This is a genomic window from Candidatus Microbacterium colombiense (assembly GCA_029203165.1).
Classification (GTDB): domain Bacteria; phylum Actinomycetota; class Actinomycetes; order Actinomycetales; family Microbacteriaceae; genus Microbacterium; species Microbacterium colombiense.
In genome coordinates this window covers 2865460-2887134 of record CP119308.1, presented here as the reverse complement: position 1 = coordinate 2887134, position 21675 = coordinate 2865460, and the positions used below count along the sequence as shown (strand labels likewise).

Genomic DNA, 21675 nt, shown 5'->3' with positions numbered 1-21675 from the left:
CATGACCGAACCTCTCATCATCGGCGCCATGGTGCGCACGCTCGGCGCGTATCCCTCCGGCTGGCGACAGGACGGGGCCCACCGCGATCCCGCCGCTGACGCCGACATCCTGCGTCGTGTCGCGAAGGCGGGGGAGGATGCCGGGCTCGACTACCTGTTCTTCGGCGACTGGCTGGCGACCGGGCCGGATCTGGAGTTCCGCGATCCGTATCTGCTCGCCCGCATCGATCCTGTCAGCGCGGTGCTGTTCCTCGCGGGCATCACCTCGCGCATCGGTCTGATCGCGACGGTCAACACCACCTATGCCGATCCGTACACGACGGCGCGGTCGCTGGCCTCGCTCGACGTGCTCACCCGGGGGCGCGCCGGCGTCAACCTGGTCACCGGTGCCGAGCCGCGCGCCGCGGGCAACCACGGTCGTGATGCCCATGCCGACAACGAGAACCGCTACGACCGCGCCGAGGAGTTCGTCACGGCTCTGCGCCGGCTGTGGGACTCGTGGAGTGAGGACGCCTGGATCGCGGATGCCGAGCGAGGGGTGCTCATCGACCCCGACGGACTACGCCCCGCGGCACTCCAGGGCGCGCACTTGGGTGTCAGCGGTCCGCTCAATGTGGCGAGGCCGCCGCAGGGGCAGATCCCGATCGTGCACGCCGGCACATCTCCTCGGTCGCGCGCGCTGGCGGCGAGCGAGGCGGATCTCGCCCTGATCGCCGCGCCGACGCTCACCGACGCGATCGAGGTGCGCCGCGTCCTGCGGGCGCTCGCCGCCGATGCCGGTCGCGCCCCCGAATCGCTGAAGGTCATCGCTCCCGTGCTGCCCGTGGTCGCCGACACCGACGCCGACGCGCATCGCATCGTGGAGCGGCTGCTCGCCCTCGTGCCTCTCGCGGAGGGTCACCAGCGCGAGCGCACCGCCTTCCCGGCGAACCGCTCGGTGGCAGCCCTCGCGGACGCGTTCGCCGTTTCGGCAGACGACCCGCTGCGCGACGCCGCGTTCGACGACGAGGTCACCGCGGATCAGGCCTCGCGGCTCGGCGCGACCGGTGACGCGTTGATCGAAAGACTGGCGCGCATCGCCGGGCTCGGTGTGGCGACGCGGCATCCGCTCGCCTGGCGGCACCTCGTCGCGGCGCACGCCGTGCCCGCGGCGTTCGTGGTGGGCGGAGCGGCGACGATCGCCGACCACTTCGAGACCTGGCGCGACGAGGGTGCCGCTGACGGGTTCAACGTGCTCTCCGCCTTCCAACCGGCGCAGTTCGAGGCGTTCACCCGTCTTGCCGCGCCCGAGTTGCGACGACGAGGGCTGCTCGGCCGCGACGGCGAGACCCTGCGTGAACGGCTCGATCTCGGTCGTGCCCCTCTCGATCACGCCTCTACGGAATCGGCCCTCGTGACGGCAAGCGCATGACGTCGCGTGACGTCCGGAGTCGTCCGGTGTCCGGTGGCGACGGCCCGTGACGACACGGTCGCCTGGCGCTCCGCGCTCTCAATAACGTGAACCACACCGTGCACCACAGCATGACCCACACCCTGCATCCCAGCCCTTCAGGAGGCCCCCGCATGAACCGCCGCACCGTCCGCGCCGCAGCCGTCGTCCTCCCGCTCGTGATGGCGGCCGGACTCGCCGCCTGCTCCACCTCCCCGACCTCGTCGAATGCCCCGGCCGAGGGAGGCGACCCGATCACGGGTGGCACGCTCACCTACCTCGAGCACCAGGCGTACACGAACCTGTACCCGCCGCAGGCCGGGTTCTATCCGAACGGCGGCATCGTGAACAACATCGCCGCCCGCCTCACCTGGCAGAACCCGGAGTCGCTCGAGATCGAGCCGTGGATCGCGACGGACTGGACGGTGAACGATGACGCCACCGAGTACACCTTCAACCTGAAGTCCGACGTCACGTTCTCCGACGGCACCCCGCTCGACGCCGAAGCCGTGAAGAAGAACTTCGACACCTACGGCCTCGGCGATGCCGACCGCGGACTCACGGTGTCGGAGGCGATCAACAACTACGCCAGCAGCGATGTGGTCGACGAGGACACCGTGACGTTCCACTTCACGGCACCGTCGCCCGGTTTCCTGCAGGCGACGTCGACCATCAACTCCGGGCTGCTCTCGCCCGAGACGCTCGACGGCACGATCGAGGACTTCGGCGCGGGCAACGCCGAGGCGATCATCGGATCTGGCCCCTTCACCGTCACCGACGAGAAGCTCGGCACCGAGTACACGCTGACGACCCGCGAGGACTACGACTGGGCGCCGGACAGCGCCGACAACCAGGGTCGTGCCTACGTCGACGCCGTGCACGTGCTGGTCACCCCGGAGGACTCGGTGCGCATCGGATCGCTGCTGGCCGGTCAGGCCGACTACGTGCGTTACGTGCAGGCATTCGACGAGGACCGTGTCGAGAGCGCCGGGTTCACGCTCTACGCCCCGCAGACGCGTGGCGTGAACAACTCCATCGCGCTGCGCCCGGAGAACCCGCTGCTCACCGACATCCGCGTGCGTCAGGCGATCATCGCCGGCGTGAACGCGCAGGAGGTCGTCGACACCCTCTTCACCGAGAACTACCCGGTGGCGACCTCGGTGCTGTCCTCGCAGGCGGTCGGCTACAAGGACGAGTCCGCGCACTACGCCTACGACCCCGACAAGGCGACCGAGCTGCTCGACGAGGCCGGGTGGGTCGCCGGCTCCGACGGCATCCGCGAGAAGGACGGCGAGCGTCTGTCGATCACGGTGTACGAGGCGAAGCCGCAGCCGTTGTCGAAGCAGACCCTCGAACTCGTCGCCCAGCAGCTGGCGAAGATCGGCGTCGAGCTCAAGGTCAAGCCCGGCGACGCCGGCAGTGCCGCGGAGGACACCCGTGATCCGCTGAAGACAGGCTTCTACCACTCGATGGTCGGCCGCGCGGATCTCGACGTCATCAAGAGCCAGTACTTCACGAAGAACCGCGACGTGCTGATCTCGAAGGACGCGAAGCTCGACGAGCTGCTGCTCGCCGTCGCCTCCGAGCCGGACGCCGACAAGCGCATCGCCGCCTCGCAGGCCGTGCAGGACTACATCGCCGAGCAGGCGTACGTGATCCCGCTGTTCGAGGAGCCGCAGGTGTACGGCGCCGCCACCTACGTGCAGGGCGTCGCCTTCGAGTCGGTGGGTCGTCCGACCTTCTCCGGCGTGTGGCTCGCCGAGCACTGATGCACACGGATCACTGATGAGTTTCGTCCTCCGACGAGCCGGGCAGGCCGCGATCGTACTGATCGCGGCCTTCACGGCCACCTTCTTCCTGCTGCAGCTGCTGCCGGGAGATGCGATCCTGATCAAGTTCTCGGATCCGAGCCTTGGCCTGTCTCCCGACCAGTTGGACAGCATCCGCGCGTCCTATGGCGCCGATCTGCCCTGGTGGGAGCAGTACCTGCACGCGGGCCTCGGCTTCCTGGCCGGCGACTTCGGCTACTCGACCCAGTTCGGCACCCCGGTGCTGACGATGCTGGCGGAGGCGCTGCCCGCGACGCTCCTGCTGGCCTCGCTCGGCCTCGTCGTCGCACTGCTGATCGCGATCCTCATCGCCGGACTCTCCTCCCTCGCGCCGCTCGCGTGGCTGCGCGACGGCCTGCGTCAGGTGCCTGGACTGTTCGTGGCCGTACCGGTGTTCTGGCTCGGCATCCTGCTGATCCAGGTGTTCTCGTTCGGACTCGGCTGGGTGCCGATCGTCGGTGCGGATCCGGTGGCCGGCCTGATCCTGCCGGTGCTGACGCTCGCGGTGCCGATCTCCGCGCCGCTGGCCCAGGTGCTGGTGCGTGCGATCGACCAGGTGCAGGCGCAGCCGTTCATCACGGTCGTGCGGGCCAAGGGTGCGCCGCCGCTGTGGGTGCTCACCCGCTCGGTGGCCCGTAACGCGACGCTGCCCACGCTGACGATCGCCGGTGTGCTGTTCGGTGAACTCGTGGGCGGTGCGGTCGTGACGGAGACGGTCTTCGGGCGCACCGGCATCGGACGACTCACCGAGCAGGCGGTCTCGAATCAGGACATCCCCGTCCTGCAGGGCGTCGTGCTGCTCTCGGCGCTCGGGTTCGTGCTGATCAGCTTCGCGGTCGACCTCGTCACGCCGCTCATCGATCCGCGCCAGCGCCGCGTCGCGCGGGCAGCGACCCCGACCACCACCGCGAAGACGACGACGCTCCAGGAGGTGTCGGCATGACCGTCCCCGTTCTCACTCCCCGTCCGACCGCCGACGAGCAGGGTCCCGCGCCGATCGTGCAGGCATCGACGGCGCCGAAGCGCGTGCGCCGCCTGCGCGGAGGCTCCTGGGGTCTGTACCTCGCGGTCGCCGTCGTCTCACTCGCCGTGCTCTGGGCGATCATCCCCGGGGTGTTCGCCCCCGGCGACCCGCTGACGGGCACGCCCGCCGACAAGCTCCTGCCGCCCAGCGCCGCGCACTGGTTCGGCACCGATACGCTCGGGCGCGATCTGTTCGGCCGTGTCGTGCACGGCGCGGTGCACTCGCTGTCCGGAGCACTCATCGCCGTGACCGTCGGACTCGCACTCGGCACGCTGCTCGGCGCGATCGCCGGGGCGCTGGGCGGCGTCGTCGACGACGTGCTCATGCGCATCGTCGACGTGCTGCTGGCCATCCCCGGCCTGCTGCTCTCGCTGTCGGTGATCATCCTGCTCGGCTTCGGCACCGTGAACGCCGCGATCGCGGTGGGCCTCGGCAGCATCGCAGCCTTCGCCCGACTCATGCGCGCCGAGGTCGCTCGCGTACGACGCACCGAGTACGTCGAGGCGGCCTACGGCAGCGGCGCCACGTTCTTCACGGTGTTGCGTCGTCATGTGCTCCCGAACTCGCTCACGCCCATCGTCGCGCTCGCCGCCCTGCAGTTCGGCAGCGCGATCCTGGCGATCTCGACGCTCGGCTTCCTCGGCTACGGCGCGCCGCCGCCCACCCCGGAATGGGGTCTGCTGATCGCCGACGGCCGCAACTACATCGGCACGGCCTGGTGGTTGACCGCGCTGCCCGGGCTCGTCGTCGTGGCGGTCGTGCTGAGCGCGAACCGCATCAGTCACCGGATCGGAAGGGCGTCACGATGAGTGTTCTCGCCGTCAGCGACCTGCGGGTCTCGTATGCCACCCGCTCCGGGCCGCGCGATGTCGTGCACGGTGTCTCGTTCGAGATCGGCGAGGGCGAGACCCTGGCGCTCGTGGGCGAGTCGGGTTCCGGGAAATCCACCACGGCGCACGCGCTGCTCGGGCTGCTGCCCGCCGGCGGACGTGTCGAGGGCGGCAGCGTGCGGCTCGGCGACCTGGAGATCGCGGGATGGACGGATCGCGCCCTGCGCAGCATCCGTGGACCCGAGATCGGCCTAGTGCCGCAGGATCCGACCACCTCGCTCGACCCCGTGCGCACGATCGGTGCGCAGGTCGAGGAGATCCTCCGGCTGCACGGGCACCGCGACCGGCGCTCGCGGCGTGCACGGGCGATCGAGCTGCTCGACCGCGTCGGCATCGACGACCCCGACCTGCGCGCGCGGCAGTATCCGCACGAGCTGTCCGGCGGCATGCGCCAGCGGGTGCTGATCGCCACCGCGATCGCGCTGCGGCCGCGGCTGCTGATCGCCGACGAACCCACCAGCGCACTGGATGCGACCGTGCAGCGTCGCGTGCTCGATCTGCTCGACGAGCTGCGCCAGGAGGAGGGCACGAGCATCCTGCTGGTCACCCACGATCTCGGCGTCGCCGCCGACCGTGCGCAGCGCCTGGTCGTGCTCAAGGACGGCCGAATCGTCGAACAGGGATCGAGCGCCGAGGTGCTGGCTGCGCCGAGCGACGGCTACACGCGACAGCTCCTCGCCGACGCGCCGGCGTTCACGACCGGGTTCCGCCGTCCGGAGGCGCCCCCGTTCCTGCGGGATGCGGCCGCGGTCGCCGCGGAGAACCCCTTCGCGATTGTGGCCGAGGGTCTGGTCAAGGAGTTCTCCGTCGCAGGGCGGGAGCGGTTCCGCGCGGTCGACGACGTCTCGTTCCGTGTGCGGCGTGGCACCACGCACGCGCTGGTGGGGGAGTCCGGGTCGGGGAAGACCACCACGGCACGCCTCGTGACCCGCTTCCTCCGGCCGGAGGTGGGATCCATCCTGCTCGACGGTGACGATGTGACCGGCGCCTCAGGAAAGCAGTTGCGTGCGCTGCGGCGTCGCATCCAGCTCGTCTACCAGAACCCGTTCGCCTCGCTCGATCCGCGCCAGCAGATCGTCGACATCATCGCCGAGCCGCTGCAGAACTTCGGTGTGGGCTCGCGCAAGGAACGGCAGCAGCGCGCTCTCGCCCTGATCGACCGGGTGTCGCTCCCGGCGGATGTGGCACAGCGCACGCCGCGGGAACTCTCGGGCGGCCAGCGCCAGCGCGTCGCGATCGCCCGCGCCCTGGCGATCGACCCCGAGATCGTGGTGCTCGACGAGGCCGTGTCCGCTCTGGACGTGACCGTGCAGGCCCGCATCCTCGAACTGCTCACCTCGCTGCAGGACGAGCTCGGACTCACCTACCTCTTCATCTCGCACGACCTCGCCGTCGTGCGACGGATCAGCCACACGGTCTCGGTCATGCGCCGCGGCCGGATCGTCGAGGAGGGGATCACGGAAGAGCTCTTCCACGCCCCGCAGCACGCCTACACCAGGGAGCTGCTCGCCGCGGTTCCCGGACGAACGGAGGTCTCCCGATGAGCGCACCGTCCATCGCGTTCTTCACCCGCCTGCTCGACGATGCCGCCCCCGCGGAGCGCTACGCCCTCGCGACCGCGCAGATCCAGCACGCCGAGCGCCACGGCATCGGCCGGGCGTGGGTCGCCCAGCATCACTTCCACGCCGCGGAGGGAGGGCTTCCCTCGCCTCTGGTGTTCCTCGCCCACGTCGCAGCGCAGACCTCCCGCATCCGCCTCGGCACCGGCGTGATCACGCTCTCGATCGAAGACCCGGTGCGGGTCGCGGAGGACGCGACAGTGGCCGATCTGCTGTCGGGCGGACGCCTGGATCTCGGTCTCGGCAGCGGTGGTACGCCCTCGTCGTTCTCGCCGTTCGGAGAGGACGTACGTCACAAGGCCGCCACCTACGACCGCAAGCTCGGCGTGCTGCTCGACGCGCTGGGAGGGCGCGACATCGGCGAGGGCAACGCCCTCTACCCCGATGCGTCCACGCTCGACGAACGCATCTGGCAGGCGACGTTCTCGGCACCGGGCGGCCATCGCGCCGGCGTGCACGGTCACGGTCTGCTGCTGTCGCGCACGCAGCCTCGTCGCCCCGACGCCCTGCACGCCTCACTCGCGGACGTGCAGAACCCCATCATCGACGCGTACCTCGATGCCCTCCCCGGCGGCGTCGCCCCGCGGATCACAGCATCGCGCACTGTGTTCGTCGCCGACGACCGCGCCGAGGCGCTGCGGTTCGCCGAGGTGGGTCTGCGCCGCGCCGCCGAGGGCTTCCGCCGTCAGGGCCAGACGATCCCCGGCGACGACAGCATCGACGAGCTGATCTCCGCGCTCGACACCCACCTCGGCACGCCGGAGCAGGTCGCCGAGTCGCTCGCCGCCGACGCGACGCTCGCCCGCGCGACCGAGGTCGCGTTCCAGGTGCATTCGGTGGATGCTCCGCACGACCACGTACTGCGCTCCATCGAGCTCTTCGCCGAACAGGTCGCCCCGGCGCTCGGCTACACCGTGAACCCCACACTGAAGGAGAAGGCATGACACAGGACATCGTCGATCAGATCGCGGGGGTGACGCCGGAGCTCGACGCTCTGCGTCGTCGCCGCCCGGTGACCAGGGAGCAGCTGCAGGCCAGCTTCGACGCGCTCTTCCGCCCGGTCTCGGTGGAGCACGTGTCGCAGGAGGAGCGCGAGCTCGTCGCGGCGTTCGCGACCGCGCTCGGCGGGGGCGATGACGAGACGGCCGTCTTCTATGCGGATCGTGCGCGGCAGGCGGATGCGGAGCGGGCGAATGTCGTGCTCGCCGAGGCAGCGGCTGCGGCCGTGAGTGGACCGTTCGGCGCGTACACCGAGCTCGGACTGCAGCGGGAGAACACGGACGGGTCGCGCTACGTGCCCTCGGATGCCGTGACCGCAGCGCTCGGCGAACGCCTTGCCGCCGCGCTCGCGCACGCGCACCTGCTCGTGCTGCGCCCGCGTGAGGCGTCCGGCGCCGACCTCGGGCGGTTGTCGGCGGCCGGATGGTCGGCCGACGGCATCGTCACCCTGTCGCAACTGGTGTCGTTCCTCGCCTTCCAGCAGCGTGTGATCACCGGGCTGCGGGTGCTCGCTGCGGCGGGCTTGTCCGCGCACTCCGATTCCGACTCCGAGGAGGAGGCCGCATGAGCACCGCGAGCAGCGCGCTGCTGCACCACGACGCCCCGCACCCGCACGCGTTCACCCGCTCCGAGGTCGGCTGGGTGCCTCATCTCGCCCCACTCGCGGAGGACGAGCTCACGCCGCGGCACTATGAGGGACTCGTCGACGCGGCACGTGCGAAGAACGACTATTTCCGCCTGCTCGCCCGCGACCCCGAGGTGCTCAAGGCGCGCACCCTGGTCGACAAGGACATCTTCTACAACGTGGCGGAGGGCCTTCCCCGCGCGGATCGTGAACTCGCAGCCACCGCGGCCTCCCGACGCAACGGCTGCGTGTTCTGCGCCTCGGTGCATTCGCGCTTCGCCGCGCACTACAGCAAGCGCACCGATGAGGTGGATCAGCTTCTCGACGAGGGCGTCGGCGCCGATCTCGGAGAGCGGTGGAACGCGATCGTCGCGGCATCCGTCGCGCTCACCGATACGCCGAACGCCTTCGGTGAGGCCGAGATCACGCGGCTGCGTGCGATCGGTCTCGACGACCTCGAGATCGCCGATGTGATCCACGGCGCCGCGTTCTTCAACTGGGCGAACCGGCTCATGCTGTCGATCGGTCGCCCGGTCGCGCCCGCCTGATCACACCTCGTCGATCACGCCCGGGAGGTGTGATCACGCCCGGGGAGGGCGATCAGGGGACGAGGATGATCTTTCCCGAGGCGGCGCCGGACTCCATGAGCTCATGGGCCCGCGCCGCTTCGGCGAGAGGCAGTTCAGGCCCGAGGTCGATCGTGAACTCGCCCGCGGCGAGCAGATCGACGGTCGCGGCCAGAGCCTCGGCGCGCCACGCCAGCTCCTGCTCGGTGAGGGGCTGGGGAGAGCCGCCGGAGAAGGCGCGGATGCCGAACGATGCGGCGTCCGGGCCGCGCACGATGGTCGCGATGCGCTCGCGATCCTCGACGAGGGCGAGGGAGGTCTCGATGGCCTCGTCGGTGCCGGCGCCGTCGAGCGCGACCGTGACGGGGGAGGGCGCCGCGTCGCGCACGCGATCCAGCAGGCCGTCGCCGTACGCGACGGGGATCGCGCCGAGTTCTCGCAGCTGATCGTGCCGTGCGGGGCTGGCGGTGGCGATGACCGTCGCACCCCAGGCGACCGCGAACTGCACTGCGGCCTGCCCGACCGCACCGGAACCGGCATGCACGAGCAGCACATCTCCCGCGGTCACGCCCAGCGAGCGCAGTGCCTGGAATGCGGTGCCTGCGGGGATGCCGATGCCGGCGCCCTCCGCAGCGGTCACCGAATCGGGGAGCAGGACCACCTTCTCCGCCGTCACGCGCAGCAGGCTGGCGTAGGTGCCGATCGTGTCGCGGATCGCGACGCGATCGCCGACCGCGATGCCGTCGACGCCGGTGCCCACAGCCTCGACCACTCCGGCGCCGTCGTAGCCGACCGGACGCGGCTCGGTGATGGGCGGCGAGGGGCGCTTGCCCCCGCGGATCTTCGCATCGATCGGGTTCACGCCAGCGGCCTCGATGCGCACGACGAGCTCTCCGTCACCGGGAACCGGATCGGGGATCTCGCTGAGATGCAGGACGTCGGGGGAGCCGATTTCGGTGTAGACGATCGCGCGAGCCATGAGACGAGACTATCCGGCCCCGCCCTCTCAGGACCCGGCCAGCACCTTCAGGATCCGGCCAGCACCTTCAGGATCCGTTGCGGTGAGACCGGCTGCGCGGTACCGAGACGTTGCGCGAAGACGCTGATGCGGTACTCCTCGAGCAACCAGCGCGTCTCGACCAGCGCCGAGGAGGCGCCGGTGGGCAGCGGGATCGTGCCACCGGCATCCTCGAACGCCTTCGATATGCGCTCGAACTCGGTCATGCGGGCGCGATCCTTGCCCGGTTCGCTCGACAGCGTCTTCAGCCGCTCGAGCATCCCGGTCAGGTATCGGGGGTAGTGTCCGAGCCGCTCCACGCCCGCGGCCGAGACGAAGCCGGAGTGCAGGAGTCCAGAGAGCTGGGTGCGGATGTCGTTCAGCGGACCCAGCAGCGCCAGGGAGTTCTGCCCCTTGATCCCGCGTTCCACCTCGCGTGAGGTCGTGAGGATGCGGGCGACCAGCGAGACGCAGGCGAACAGTTCGTCGACGAGCACGGCCGAGACGGCATCGCGCACCCGCTCGAACCCGGCCTGGGTGCGGATGACGCCGCCCGGCTCCGTCCGCTCGATCACGGCGCGGGCGACCGCGGCGCGGCAGTCCTCGATCAGCGCTGCCGCCGACGAGTAGGGCGACGCGGCGAGTGCGAGCTTCTCCTGGCTGGTGAGGTGCTGCTGCACATACGACGAGGGCGAGGGAACGGCGAGCAGCACGAGGCGCAGCACGCCGTCGCGGGTCGCGGTGGCAGCGGCATCCGCCGTCGATTCCACGCGCACCGATGCAGTCTTGCCCTGGTCGACGATCGCCGGATACCCCCGCACCACACCGCCGGCCACGCGGGTGTCGAGCACCTCGGGCAGATCGCCGAAGGTCCACGCCGTCAACCCGTCCTGCTCGATCGGACCGCGGGCGGATGCGGCGGCGACCGATGCGGAGGCCTGCGTCGCCCCGCGCTGGCGTGGGGGAGCGGCGATCGAGCGCGCCACGCTGCTGCGCGCGCGATCCGAGAGCTGCTGCTGCAGGACCGTGAGGTCGCGCCCGGAGCCGGCTGTCCTCCCGCGCTCGTCCACGGCGCGGAAGTTCATGCGCAGGTGCGCCGGCACGCGATCGTCTTCGAATTCGGAGGCCGAGACGAGCTGGTTCGCCAGTGGCTGGATCAGCCGTGCCAGGGCTTCCTTCAGTGTGCGCGACGGCAGGCCGCCGTGCGTCTCCGGGCCCTCACCGTCGAGAGCCTCTCCGAACTTCTCCGCCCAGTCCGCGGCGGGAACCACATGCCGGCGGATCGCCTTGGGCAGCGCGCGCAGGAGTCCGGTGATGAGCTCGGCGCGCAGGCCAGGCACCTGCCAGTCGAACCCGCGGTCCTCGACCTGGGCGAGCAGGGCCAGCGGGATCACGACGCTCACGCCGTCGTCCTCGGCGCCCGGCTCGAACCGGTAGGCGAGTCCGAGCACCTGATCGCCCTGCGTCCACCGCGTGGGGAATTCGCTCTGGTCGGCGCGGTCCTGGTCGTCGACGAGGTCGCCCTCGCGCATCACCAGCAGCTTCGGCGTGGCCTGCAGCACCTCGCGCCACCACGACTCGAACGAGCGCACATCGAAGACCTCGGCGGGGATGCGTTCGTCGTAGAAGCGGTACACCGCCTCGTCGCCGGCCAGGATGTCGCGGCGGCGCTCGCGCTCCTCGAGCTTCTCGAGACGCTTGCGGAGCTCGCCGTTGCTGCGCCAGAACGCGCGAGACGCGCTTGTCGAGCCTGCTGGGATCCCACTCGCCCTCGACGAGTGCATGCCGGAGGAAGAGTTCGCGCGAGGCCGCGCGGTCGATGCGGGCGAACTGCACCCGCCGTCGCGGGATGATCTCCACGCCGAACAGCGTCACCTTCTCGAACGCGACGGCAGCGCCGGCATCCTTCGACCAGTGCGGCTCGGTGACCTGTCTCTTGGCGAGGTCGCCCGCGAGCGCTTCGGCCCACGCGGGGTCGATCGCGGCGACCGTCCGCGCGAACGTGCGCGAGGTCTCGACGATCTCGGCGGCCATGACGGCACGCGGCGACTTCTTGCGCAGCCCCGAGCCGGGGAAGATCGAGAACCGGATGCCGCGCGCGCCGCGGTATTCGGTGACGCGCCGCTTCGGATCCTTCGCGGGGGAGTGGCCTTTGCCCGCTGGCGCCGTGCGCTCATCGAGGATGCCGATCTGCGACAGCAGCCCGGCGAGGATCGACCGGTGGATCGCGTCGGGGTCGGCCACACCGTCGCCGTCGGCGATGTGCACGTGGGCGCCCGACAGCAGCGAGCGCAGCTGACGGTGCACGTCGAACCACTCGCGGACGCGCACGTAGTTGAGGTGCTCGGCGCGGCACAGGCGGCGGAACGCGCTCGAGCCCGAGCTCGCGCTGCTGCTCGCGCAGGTGGTTCCAGAGGTTGAGCAGGGTCAGGAAGTCGCTGGTCGGATCCACGAAGCGGGCGTGCAGCCGATCCGCCTCCTCGCGGCGCTCCTCGGGCCGCTCCCGCACGTCCTGGATCGAGAGTCCCGCGACGATCGCGAGCACGTCGCGGCGCGACGCCGTTGCGCCCGGCCTCGATCGAGCATGCGGGCGAAGCGCGGATCGATCGGGATGCGCGAGATGTCGCGGCCGATGCGGGTGAGCCGCGCGGCTGATCCGAGCCCGGGCGCGGGTCGACCGCTCCGAGCTCGGTGAGCAGGTCGAACGCCGCCTTGACGCCACGGGAGTCGGGAGGAGTGAGGAAGGGGAATGCGGTGATGTCGCCGAAGCCGAGCGACGAGCATCTGCAGGATCACCGAGGCCAGCGAGGTGCGCAGGATCTCGGGCTCGGTGAACTCGGGGCGCGCTCGAAGTCCTCCTCCGAGTAGAGGCGGATCGCGATGCCGTCGCTCGTGCGGCCCGCACGGCCGGAGCGCTGGTTCGCCGAGGCCTGCGAGATGGCCTCGATGGGCAGCCGCTGCACCTTGGAGCGGTTGCTGTAGCGCGAGATGCGCGCGGTGCCGGTGTCGATCACGTAGCGGATGCCGGGCACCGTGAGGCTCGTCTCGGCGACGTTGGTGGCGAGGACGACGCGGCGACGCACGCCTGCCACGCGGCTGCGCTCGAACACGCGGTGCTGGTCGGCGGCGGAAAGCCGGCCGAACAGCGGGAGGACCTCGGTCGGGCGAGCGGTCGTTCGCGTACGGCGCCGCGCACCGCGTCGGCGGCGTCGCGGATCTCCGCCTCGCCGGGGAGGAACACGAGCACGTCGCCGGGCGCTTCGCGGTCGAGTTCGCGCAGCGCCGTGACGATCGCGCGAGACCTCGTCCTCGGTCCCGGAGTCGGCCCTCGTCCGGTCTCCTCGACGTCGGTCCGCGTAGCGGATCTCGACCGGGTAGGTGCGCCCCGACACCTCGATGACGGGCGCGGGGTCGCCCGTCGGCGATCGGCGAAGTGCTGCGCGAAGCTCTGCGGGTCGATCGTGGCCGAGGTGATGATCACCTTGAGGTCGGGGCGTTCCGGGCAGGATGCGGGCGAGGTAGCCGAGCAGGAAGTCGACGTTGAGCGAGCGCTCGTGCGCCTCGTCGATGATGATCGTGTCGTACGCGCGTCAGGAGCCGGTCGCGGTGGATCTCGTTCAGCAGGATGCCGTCGGTCATCAGCGCGATGCGGGTCGCCTCCGAGACCTTGTCGGTGAAGCGCACCTTGTAGCCGACGAGCGTGCCGAGCTCGACCTGCAGCTCCTCCGCGACGCGCTCGGCGATCGTGCGCGCGGCGAGTCGGCGCGGCTGCGTGTGGGCGATGCGTTCGCGGCCGAGCTCGAGGGCGATCTTGGGCAGCTGCGTGGTCTTCCCCGACCCGGTCGCGCCCGGCGACGATCACGACCTGGTGGTCGCGGATGGCGTCGGCGATCTCGCCCCGGGCTGCGCTGACGGGCAGCTCCGGGGGATAGGAGATCACGGGGGTGGACATAGCCCTCCATCGTATGCCGGTATTCGCCCCCTACGATCATCGGGTGACCTGACGCACTTCGCCCCGTCCAGTGGTTCCGACGAATTCGGACGACCGCCGCGCATCCTCGGCCTCGACGTCGCCCGCGGCCTCGCGATCCTCGGCATGGCCGGCGCGCACATCGGTGAGACGCGAGCGCTTCGAGTGGCTCGACGCCGTCGACCTGGACCGACCTGGTGCACGGCCGCTCGTCGATCCTGTTCGCCGTGCTGGCCGGGGTGTCGATCGCTCTGATGACCGGGCGGCACGCGCGCCCGATCCCGGAGCGCATCCCGAGCATCCGGCTGAACCTGATCGGCCGGGGCGCCGTGATCTTCGTGATCGGCCTGGCTGCTGGAGATGCTCAACACGCCCATCGCCGTGATCCTCACGCTCTACGGCCTGCTCTACGTCGCCGTCATCCCGTTCCTGCGCTGGCGGGCCTGGCAGCTGCTCGTCGCTCGCGGCGTGCTCGCGCTCGTCGGGCCGGCCGCTGCTGGCGCTCGTCACGCGGTCGCGCTGCACCCCTACGGCGCCGGGATCGGCTTCGTGCTGTACGGCACGTATCCGATCACCGTGTGGATGGCGTTCGTCCTCGCGGGCATGGCGCTCGGCCGGTCTGGGATCGACCGCGTGCGCACGGCCGCGGTGGCCCTCGGCGTCGGCGTGCTGCTGGCGGGGTCGGGCTACGGCCTCGGCGCGCTCGGGTCGGCAGGGCACGACCGGCGGCGGACAGCAGCGCTTCAGTTTCCGGATCGAGCGCCTCCTCGTGGCGACAGCAGCTTCATTCCGGCGTCAGCTCGCATTCCGGCGACGGAGCGTCCGGCGCGGGGTGGGAGTCGTATCCTCAGGCGCTCGCGCGACCGATCCGCTGGGCTCGGCGGTCTCGCGCGTTCTCGCGGTGGATCCGCACAGCGGCGGCACGGCGGAGATCCTCGGCTCCGGCGGCTTCGCGCTCGCGGTGATCGCGCTGTGCGTGCTGCTCAGCCGTCCGCTGCGCTGGGTGCTGCTGCCGCTCGGTGCCCTCGGCTCCATGCCGCTGACGGCATACAGTGCGCACGTGCTCGTGATCATGCTGGTCTCGGGGCCGGCGGGCTATGTCACGAGCAACGCTGTTCTGGGCCGCCATGGCGCTCGGATTGGTGGTCGCCACGACCCTGTGGTCGATGTTCGTCGGACGGGGGCCGCTCGAACGGCTGGTCGGTCGGGCCGCGAAGGCGATGGCGGCCGTCCCTGTCATCACAGGTCGTAGGCTGAATTCATGACCATTCCTGCACTCGAACTGAACGACGGCAACACCATCCCGCAGCTCGGCTACGGCGTCTTCAAGGTGCCGGCGGCCGAGACGGAGCGCGCGGTGAGTGAAGCGCTCGCGCTCGGATACCGCCACATCGACACCGCCGCCATCTACGGCAACGAAGAAGGCGTGGGAGCGGCGATCGCCGCCTCCGGCATCGCCCGCGACGAACTGTTCATCACGACCAAGCTGTGGAACGACCGCCACCACGGTGACGAACCCCGCGCGGCGATCACCGAGAGCCTGCAGAAGCTGGGTCTGGAGAGCGTCGATCTGTACCTGGTGCACTGGCCGACGCCCGCGAAGGACGACTATGTGCACGCCTTCTCGAAGCTCGTCGAGCTGCGCGAGGCCGGCCTCACGCGCAGTATCGGCGTCTCGAACTTCCTCGTGCCGCACCTCGAGCGCGTGGTCGCCGAGACCGGCGTCGTGCCCGCCGTCAACCAGATCGAGCTGCACCCGGCGTACCAGCAGCGCGACGTCGTCGCCTGGTCCGACGAGCACGGCATCCGCATCGAGGCCTGGGGCCCGCTGGGCCAGGGGAAGTACGATCTGTTCGGCATCCCCGCCGTCGCCGATGCCGCCGCGGCGCATGGTGTCACCCCCGCGCAGGCGGTGCTGCGCTGGCACCTGCAGAAGGGCATCATCGTGTTCCCGAAGTCGGTGCGCGCGGAGCGCCTGCGCGAGAACCTCGATGTCTTCGGCTTCACGCTCACCGATGCCGAGGTCGCGGCGATCGACGCCCTCGACCCGCTCGACGGTTCTGGCCGCGTCGGTTCGCACCCGAACGACGTGAACTGAGCTCTCGGATCACACATGACGCCCCGTGTCGCTCTCCGCGACACGGGGCGTCGTCGTGGGTAGCGTCGAACACATGACAGCTCGCTATCGCGTCGTGGCCGTGTCGGGATCCCTGCACGAGCCGAGCAAGACCACCGCCCTCGTCCGCGCCATCGCCGAGGCGGTGGCCGAACGTGCCGAGGTCGACGTCGAGATCATCGAGCTGACCGACATCGGCCCCCGTCTCTCCGGCGCGCTGCGTCGCGACCAGCTGCCGCCCGAGGTCGAGGAGAAGCTCCAGGCCATCGAGGCCGCCGATCTGCTGATCGTCGGGAGCCCGGTCTACCGAGCCTCGTTCACCGGCCTCTTCAAGCACCTCTTCGACTTCGTCGGACAGTACGACCTGGTCGGCAAGCCCGTGCTGCTGGCCGCCACCGGCGGGGGTGAGCGCCACGCGCTGATCATCGAGCACCAGCTGCGTCCGCTCTTCGCGTTCTTCCAGGCGCTGACGCTGCCGCTGGGCGTATACGCGAGCGACACCGACTTCGACCGCTACGAGATCGTCTCCGACGTGCTGCGATCGCGCATCGCGCTTGCCGCGGAACGTGCTCTGCCCCTGGTCGGATACGCGGCCTCCCGACCGGTCGAGCTGCTGGTCGGCTGACCGCGCGAGAGTGCTCCCGGCGGCGTAGCGTGAGGGCATGACCAACCGGCTCGCCGACACGCTCAGCCCGTACCTCCGCTCGCACGCCGACAATCCGGTCGACTGGTACCCGTGGGGGACCGGAGGCGTTCGCCGAGGCGCAGCGCCGCGATGTGCCGCTGCTGATCTCGATCGGCTACTCGACCTGCCACTGGTGCCACGTGATGGCGCGCGAATCGTTCTCCGACCCCGTCACTGCGGGCCTCATGAACGAGGGGTTCGTCGCGGTGAAGGTCGATCGCGAGGAGCATCCCGACGTCGACGGCGCGTACATGGCGGCGGCATCCGCTTTCACGCAGAACCTCGGCTGGCCGCTCACCGTGTTCGCGACGCCGCGGGGCAAGGCGTTCTACGCCGGCACGTACTGGCCTCCCGAGTCGCGGGCGCCCCTGCCGTCGTTCCGCGAGGTGCTCGCCGCTGTCGGCGAGGCATGGTCACTCCGCCGGGCGCAGGCGGAGGAGTCGGCCGATGCCGTGACCGATGCCCTGCACCGTGCTGCGGAGACGACCCGCGCCGATCTGCCCGCGGCGTCGGCGATCGCGGCGTCTGCCGAGGCGATCGCTGCCCGCGAAGACGCCCGGTTCGGCGGATTCGGGGGCGCTCCGAAGTTCCCGGTCGCGACGACGCTGCGGTTCCTGCAGAGCCCGCTGGTGCGCCGTGAGTCACCGGATGCCGCGGCCGCCGCCGACCGGGCGCTCGTGGCCATGGCGGCCTCGGCCCTGCACGATGCCGATGGCGGGTTCTTCCGCTACGCGACGCAGCGTGACTGGACGGTGCCGCACTACGAGCGGATGCTGGTCGACAACGCGCAGCTGCTCGATGTGGCGGGGGACGCCGGCGACGCCGAGACCGCGCGGGGGATCGTGGAGTTCCTCCTCACCACGCTGCAGCTGCGGGGCGGCGGGTTCGGCGCCGGACAGGATTCCGAGTCGTGGATCGACGGCCGCCGCGATGAGGGTGGCTACTACCTCCGGCCGGTGTCGGAGAGGGCGGGGCTCGAGCCGCCCGCGGTCGACGGGAAGGTCATCACGGGGTGGAACGGGCTCGCGATCGCGGCTCTCGCCCGTGCGGGGGCACGCTGGTCCGAGCCCGCCTGGATCGAGGCGGCGGTGACTGCGGCCGACACGGTGCTGCGGGTCAACCGCGGCGCCGACGGCGAGCTGGTGCGCACGTCCCTGGGCGGCGAGGCCGCGGCTGCGGTGGCGACGGGTGCCGATCTCGCACTGTTCGCCGACGGCCTCTTCGCCCTCGCGGTCGCCACCGGTGAGGCGAGATGGGCGACGACCGCTCTGGAGGTGCTGGATCACGCGCTGAGCGGTGTGCGTCGCGATCCGCTGCTCACCGCGCACGGAATCGCCGCCGCGCCCGATCAGACCGACGGCGACCTGCCGTCTGCTTCGTCGGCGATCGCGGGTGCCGCGGTGTCGGCCTGGCTGCTGGGCGCGGGGGAGCGGTATCGCGAGCGGGCGGTGGCGCTGGTCCGCGACCAGGCCGGCCGCGCGGTGGATCAGCCGTTCGCGCACGGCACGCTGCTCCGCGTCGCGGCGAGGCTCGTCGATGCGCCGCGACAGATCGTGGTGGTCACCCGCGACCCGGCCGGTGCGCTGGCCTCGGCGGCGCGCGGCGCTGACGCAGATCTCGTCGCGGTCGTGACCCCCGCGCAGGCGCGTTCCTTCGCTGCGGCGGGCTTCGAGCTGTTCGAGGGGAAGGGCGATGCGTCCATCCAGGCTGAGGAGCTGGCTTACGACTGCCGCGCGTTCGTCTGCCGCCTGCCGGTGGCGGATCCGCGCGCGCTCACCCCAGAGCGCTGAGTCCGGCGACTGAGCACTCTGCACAGCATTTCGGCGGCGAAGCCCCAACGGCTGCGCGCGATGTGCATCAGCGACTGCACCGATTGCCCAGCCGCCCGCATCCGGTCTACTGTTCAGCAGTCGGCACCGCTCGGGTGCCGGATCCCACAGCTTCAGCACAGCAAGGATGCTCTGACGATGCCTCTCCCCACTCGCGCCGGCCTCGACGCCGTGCCCGCCTACCGTCAGGGCCGCTCGGCCCCCGCCGGTGCTTCCAAGCTCTCCTCGAACGAGTCCCCGCATCCGCCGCTGCCCTCGGTCACCGCCGCCGTGCAGGATCGCCTCGGCTCGATCCACCGCTATCCCGACATGAGCGCGGCGGCGCTGCGCTCCCGGCTCGCCGAGCGGTACGCCGTGGATGCCGCGCACATCACCGTCGGCGCCGGTTCTGTCGAGCTCGCCGCGCAGCTGATCCACGCCGTCGCCGGCGACGGAGACGAGGTCATGTTCGCCTGGCGCTCCTTCGAGGCCTATCCCTCGCTGGTCCGTATCGCCGGGGCGACTCCGGTGGCGGTTCCGCTGGACGCCGACCACGCGCACGACCTCGATGCGATGCTCGCCGCGATCACCCCGCGTACCCGGCTGATCTTCGTCTGCAACCCGAACAACCCGACCGGCACCGTGGTGGGTGCCGACGCACTGGAACGGTTCGTCGCCGCCGTGCCGCAGGACGTGCTCGTGGTGATCGACGAGGCCTATGTCCACTTCGATCGCACGCCCTACGTGGACGGCGAGCAGGGCGGAGCCGGAGTCGCCCTCTTCCGTCGGCATCCGCACGTCGCCGTGCTGCACACGTTCTCCAAGGCGTACGGTCTCGCGGGCCTGCGCATCGGCTACGCGATCGCGCCCGCCGAGGTCGCCGACAACCAGCGCAAGGTCGCCGTTCCGTTCGGCGTCACCGATCTCGCGCAGATCGCCGCGATCGCATCGTTGGATGCCGAGGACGAACTCGCGATCCGCATCGACGAGGTCGTCGCACAGCGCGACCGGTTGCACGGCCTGCTCACTGAGGCCGGGTGGCCGGCGGTGGTCTCCGAGGCGAACTTCGTCTGGGTCCCCGCCGGAGAGCGCACCGAGGATCTCGAGCGGCTTCTCGCCGAGGGCGGCGTGATCACCCGTGCCTTCTCGGGTGAGGGCGTGCGCATCTCGGCCGGGTCCGAGGTCGACATCGACCGGGTGGCAGCAGCCCTCGTGCGCACGGAGGTCGTCGCATGACCGACGTGCCCGTCACCACGACCACCACCCAGGGTCTGCATCCCGGCCTGACCCGCCGCCAGATCTCGATGATGGGCCTCGGCGGGGCCATCGGGGCCGGACTCTTCGTCGGTTCCGGGCAGGCGATCGGTCTGGCCGGTCCCGCCGTGCTGGTCTCGTATCTCGTCGCGGGCGCCATCGTCATCCTGGTGATGGCGATGCTCGCCGAGATGGTGGCCGCCCGCCCCAGCTCCGGCGCCTTCAGCTCCTACGCCCAGAAGGCCATGGGGCGCAGCGCCGGCAGCGCGGTGGGGTGGTTGTACTGGATCCAGCTCGTCGTGGTGATCGCCGCCGAGGCGACGGGCGCCGCCGGGATCGTCGCGGGGTGGGTGCCGGGCATCCCTGCGTGGCTCTGGGTGCTGATCTTCGTGGTCGCCCTCACCGCGGTGAACCTGTTCGGAGTGGGCAACTACGGCCGCTTCGAGTTCTGGTTCGCGGCCATCAAGGTCGCGGCGATCATCGTGTTCCTCGTGGTGGGCGTCTGCGCGATCGTGGGGCTCATCCCCGGGGTGCCGGCGACGGGCATCGGCAACCTGGTCGACAACGGCGGCTTCGCCCCCAACGGCATGACCGGCATCGCCGCGGCGCTGCTCATCGTCGTGTTCGCGTTCGGCGGCACCGAGGTCGTCGCGATCGCGGCCGCCGAGTCCGACGATCCGGCGCGCAACATCCGCCGCATCGTGCGCGAGGTGCTCGTGCGCATCCTGATCTTCTACATCGGTTCGATCTTCGTGATCGTGGCCGTGCTGCCCTGGAACGCGCCGGAGGTGCTCGACGGACCGTTCTCGGCGGTGCTGGCGACCCTGAAGGTGCCCGGTGTCGACCTGGTGATGTCGCTCATCGTCGTGGTGGCGCTGCTGTCGGCGATGAACGCCAACATCTACGGCGCATCCCGCATGGCCTTCTCGCTCGGCGAGCGCGGCCTCGCCCCGCAGGCGATCACACGCATCAGCGACCAGGGCGTCCCGTTCGTGGCGGTGCTGTCATCCGTCGCGTTCGGCTTCGTCACGGTCGGGCTCAACTGGGCGTTCCCCGATGTCGTGCTGCCGGCGTTGCTCAACGTCGTGGGCTCCACGCTCCTGGTCATCTGGACGGCGACCGCGCTCGCGCAGATCATCCTGCGACGCCGGGCCGACCGAGACGGCACCGAGATGCCGATGCGCATGTGGGGCTTCCCGTGGCTCTCCTGGGTGTGCCTGCTGCTGCTGGCCGGGGTGATCGTGCTCGCGATGTTCGACCCCGCCGCCCGCATCCAGCTGCTCCTGACGCTCGGACTCACGGCCGCGCTGCTCGTGGTCGCCCGTCTGACGCGGGGCAGGTCCCGCGCCGGGGTACCGGCGGAGTAGGCGACCCATGCGCATCGATCGCCTCGACGCCGAGCTCATCCGTCTGCTCACCGAGTCGCCCCAGCTGCCGCTGCTCGAGTGTGCGCGGCGCCTGGGCATCGCCCGCGGCACGGCCACGAGCCGCCTCGCCCGTCTGCACGAGGGCGGGGTGATCGAGGCGATCGTGCCGCGGATCGACCCGAGCGGCTTCGGCTACGGCGTGGTCGCGTTCTGCCTGGTCGAGATCGACCAGAAGGTCGGCCATGACGATGTCGCCACGGCTCTCGCCGACGCGGTGCCCGAGATCGTCGACATGCACACCGTCACGGGAGCCCACGACATGCAGCTGCGTCTGGTCGCACGTGACGCCACGCAGTTGCAGGATGTGCTCGACCGGGTGGCGCTGGTTCCGGGGGTGGCGCGCACGGCATCGTCGATCGCGATGCGCACGCACCTCTCGGGCCGGGTGCTGCCGCTGGTCGAGCATGTCGCGGGGGACGACCCGGTGACGCGGTGAC

Annotated in this window: 19 protein-coding genes and 2 pseudogenes; 17 read left to right on the top strand and 4 right to left on the bottom strand. The window is 70.7% G+C overall.

What is annotated here, in order from left to right:
* Position 1 precedes the first annotated feature (1 nt).
* The 8 genes from P0Y60_13925 to P0Y60_13890 all read left to right on the top strand — a co-directional run bounded on the left by P0Y60_13925 (position 2) and on the right by P0Y60_13890 (position 8963).
* Positions 2-1411, top strand: a complete 1410-nt coding sequence (locus P0Y60_13925) for an NtaA/DmoA family FMN-dependent monooxygenase (protein WEK60400.1) — start codon at positions 2-4, stop codon at positions 1409-1411.
* Between the two features lie 152 nt (positions 1412-1563).
* Positions 1564-3198, top strand: a complete 1635-nt coding sequence (locus tag P0Y60_13920) for a TIGR04028 family ABC transporter substrate-binding protein (protein WEK60399.1) — start codon at positions 1564-1566, stop codon at positions 3196-3198.
* Positions 3199-3214: 16 nt separating this feature from the next.
* The gene (locus P0Y60_13915; protein ID WEK60398.1) at positions 3215-4201 is read left to right on the top strand and encodes an ABC transporter permease; all 987 of its coding nucleotides are present in this window, start codon (positions 3215-3217) and stop codon (positions 4199-4201) included.
* Positions 4198-5091 (top strand): ABC transporter permease, encoded by an 894-nt coding sequence (locus P0Y60_13910; protein ID WEK60397.1) that lies wholly within the window; start codon positions 4198-4200, stop codon positions 5089-5091. Before P0Y60_13915 ends, P0Y60_13910 begins: the two co-directional genes overlap by 4 nt.
* Positions 5088-6716 carry an ABC transporter ATP-binding protein gene (locus tag P0Y60_13905; GenBank protein WEK60396.1) on the top strand — a complete coding sequence of 543 codons (1629 nt, stop codon included), beginning with the start codon at positions 5088-5090 and terminating at the stop codon, positions 6714-6716. The genes P0Y60_13910 and P0Y60_13905 overlap by 4 nt, the downstream gene beginning before the upstream one ends.
* Positions 6713-7735 (top strand): putative FMN-dependent luciferase-like monooxygenase, encoded by a 1023-nt coding sequence (locus tag P0Y60_13900; GenBank protein WEK60395.1) that lies wholly within the window; start codon positions 6713-6715, stop codon positions 7733-7735. Before P0Y60_13905 ends, P0Y60_13900 begins: the two co-directional genes overlap by 4 nt.
* Positions 7732-8358, top strand: coding sequence for a CMD domain protein (locus tag P0Y60_13895; protein ID WEK60394.1), 627 nt, complete (start codon positions 7732-7734; stop codon positions 8356-8358). The genes P0Y60_13900 and P0Y60_13895 overlap by 4 nt, the downstream gene beginning before the upstream one ends.
* Positions 8355-8963 carry an alkylhydroperoxidase domain protein gene (locus P0Y60_13890; protein WEK60393.1) on the top strand — a complete coding sequence of 203 codons (609 nt, stop codon included), beginning with the start codon at positions 8355-8357 and terminating at the stop codon, positions 8961-8963. The genes P0Y60_13895 and P0Y60_13890 overlap by 4 nt, the downstream gene beginning before the upstream one ends.
* A gap of 52 nt (positions 8964-9015) precedes the next feature.
* Here P0Y60_13890 and P0Y60_13885 read toward each other — a convergent pair whose 3' ends face one another.
* The 4 genes and pseudogenes from P0Y60_13885 to P0Y60_13870 all read right to left on the bottom strand — a co-directional run bounded on the left by P0Y60_13885 (position 9016) and on the right by P0Y60_13870 (position 13088).
* Positions 9016-9960: an NADP-dependent oxidoreductase gene (locus P0Y60_13885; GenBank protein ID WEK60392.1), complete on the bottom strand. Its 945-nt coding sequence runs from the start codon at positions 9958-9960 to the stop codon at positions 9016-9018.
* A gap of 47 nt (positions 9961-10007) precedes the next feature.
* Positions 10008-11762: a DUF3418 domain-containing protein gene (locus P0Y60_13880; protein ID WEK60391.1), complete on the bottom strand. Its 1755-nt coding sequence runs from the start codon at positions 11760-11762 to the stop codon at positions 10008-10010.
* A 37-nt stretch (positions 11763-11799) separates the two neighbouring features.
* A pseudogene (locus P0Y60_13875) lies at positions 11800-12222 on the bottom strand (oligonucleotide/oligosaccharide-binding fold domain-containing protein).
* A gap of 548 nt (positions 12223-12770) precedes the next feature.
* Complete coding sequence (locus P0Y60_13870; protein ID WEK60390.1) at positions 12771-13088, bottom strand: helicase-related protein; 318 nt, start codon at positions 13086-13088, stop codon at positions 12771-12773.
* Between the two features lie 430 nt (positions 13089-13518).
* Here P0Y60_13870 and P0Y60_13865 point away from each other — a divergent pair, with 430 nt between their 5' ends.
* The 9 genes and pseudogenes from P0Y60_13865 to P0Y60_13825 all read left to right on the top strand — a co-directional run bounded on the left by P0Y60_13865 (position 13519) and on the right by P0Y60_13825 (position 21674).
* Complete coding sequence (locus P0Y60_13865) at positions 13519-13890, top strand: hypothetical protein (GenBank protein ID WEK60389.1); 372 nt, start codon at positions 13519-13521, stop codon at positions 13888-13890.
* An 890-nt stretch (positions 13891-14780) separates the two neighbouring features.
* Positions 14781-15200 (top strand): hypothetical protein, encoded by a 420-nt coding sequence (locus P0Y60_13860; protein WEK60388.1) that lies wholly within the window; start codon positions 14781-14783, stop codon positions 15198-15200.
* Between the two features lie 9 nt (positions 15201-15209).
* Positions 15210-16046 (top strand): aldo/keto reductase, encoded by an 837-nt coding sequence (locus P0Y60_13855; GenBank protein WEK60387.1) that lies wholly within the window; start codon positions 15210-15212, stop codon positions 16044-16046.
* A 73-nt stretch (positions 16047-16119) separates the two neighbouring features.
* A complete protein-coding gene (gene msuE, locus P0Y60_13850; GenBank protein ID WEK60386.1) occupies positions 16120-16689 on the top strand; it encodes an FMN reductase in 570 nt (189 codons plus the stop codon).
* 37 nt (positions 16690-16726) lie between these two features.
* Positions 16727-16777 (top strand): annotated as a pseudogene (locus P0Y60_13845) (hypothetical protein).
* A 64-nt stretch (positions 16778-16841) separates the two neighbouring features.
* Positions 16842-18539 carry a DUF255 domain-containing protein gene (locus tag P0Y60_13840; GenBank protein WEK60385.1) on the top strand — a complete coding sequence of 566 codons (1698 nt, stop codon included), beginning with the start codon at positions 16842-16844 and terminating at the stop codon, positions 18537-18539.
* 177 nt (positions 18540-18716) lie between these two features.
* Complete coding sequence (hisC, locus tag P0Y60_13835; protein ID WEK60384.1) at positions 18717-19793, top strand: histidinol-phosphate transaminase; 1077 nt, start codon at positions 18717-18719, stop codon at positions 19791-19793.
* A complete protein-coding gene (locus tag P0Y60_13830) occupies positions 19790-21178 on the top strand; it encodes an amino acid permease (protein ID WEK60383.1) in 1389 nt (462 codons plus the stop codon). The genes hisC and P0Y60_13830 overlap by 4 nt, the downstream gene beginning before the upstream one ends.
* Before the next feature lie 7 nt (positions 21179-21185).
* Entirely contained in the window at positions 21186-21674 is a 489-nt protein-coding gene (locus P0Y60_13825; protein WEK60382.1) for an Lrp/AsnC family transcriptional regulator, read from the top strand.
* Position 21675: the final 1 nt, after the last annotated feature.

Bases quoted from the DNA above. Each gene is read 5' to 3' on its own strand.
- P0Y60_13925 (WEK60400.1), top strand. From the start codon at position 2: ATGACCGAACCTCTCATCATCGGCGCCATGGTGCGCACGCTCGGCGCG.
- P0Y60_13920 (WEK60399.1), top strand. From the start codon at position 1,564: ATGAACCGCCGCACCGTCCGCGCCGCAGCCGTCGTCCTCCCGCTCGTG.
- P0Y60_13915 (WEK60398.1), top strand. From the start codon at position 3,215: ATGAGTTTCGTCCTCCGACGAGCCGGGCAGGCCGCGATCGTACTGATC.
- P0Y60_13910 (WEK60397.1), top strand. From the start codon at position 4,198: ATGACCGTCCCCGTTCTCACTCCCCGTCCGACCGCCGACGAGCAGGGT.
- P0Y60_13905 (WEK60396.1), top strand. From the start codon at position 5,088: ATGAGTGTTCTCGCCGTCAGCGACCTGCGGGTCTCGTATGCCACCCGC.
- P0Y60_13900 (WEK60395.1), top strand. From the start codon at position 6,713: ATGAGCGCACCGTCCATCGCGTTCTTCACCCGCCTGCTCGACGATGCC.
- P0Y60_13895 (WEK60394.1), top strand. From the start codon at position 7,732: ATGACACAGGACATCGTCGATCAGATCGCGGGGGTGACGCCGGAGCTC.
- P0Y60_13890 (WEK60393.1), top strand. From the start codon at position 8,355: ATGAGCACCGCGAGCAGCGCGCTGCTGCACCACGACGCCCCGCACCCG.
- P0Y60_13885 (WEK60392.1), bottom strand. From the start codon at position 9,960: ATGGCTCGCGCGATCGTCTACACCGAAATCGGCTCCCCCGACGTCCTG.
- P0Y60_13880 (WEK60391.1), bottom strand. From the start codon at position 11,762: ATGCACTCGTCGAGGGCGAGTGGGATCCCAGCAGGCTCGACAAGCGCG.
- P0Y60_13855 (WEK60387.1), top strand. From the start codon at position 15,210: ATGACCATTCCTGCACTCGAACTGAACGACGGCAACACCATCCCGCAG.
- msuE (WEK60386.1), top strand. From the start codon at position 16,120: ATGACAGCTCGCTATCGCGTCGTGGCCGTGTCGGGATCCCTGCACGAG.
- hisC (WEK60384.1), top strand. From the start codon at position 18,717: ATGCCTCTCCCCACTCGCGCCGGCCTCGACGCCGTGCCCGCCTACCGT.
- P0Y60_13830 (WEK60383.1), top strand. From the start codon at position 19,790: ATGACCGACGTGCCCGTCACCACGACCACCACCCAGGGTCTGCATCCC.
- P0Y60_13825 (WEK60382.1), top strand. From the start codon at position 21,186: ATGCGCATCGATCGCCTCGACGCCGAGCTCATCCGTCTGCTCACCGAG.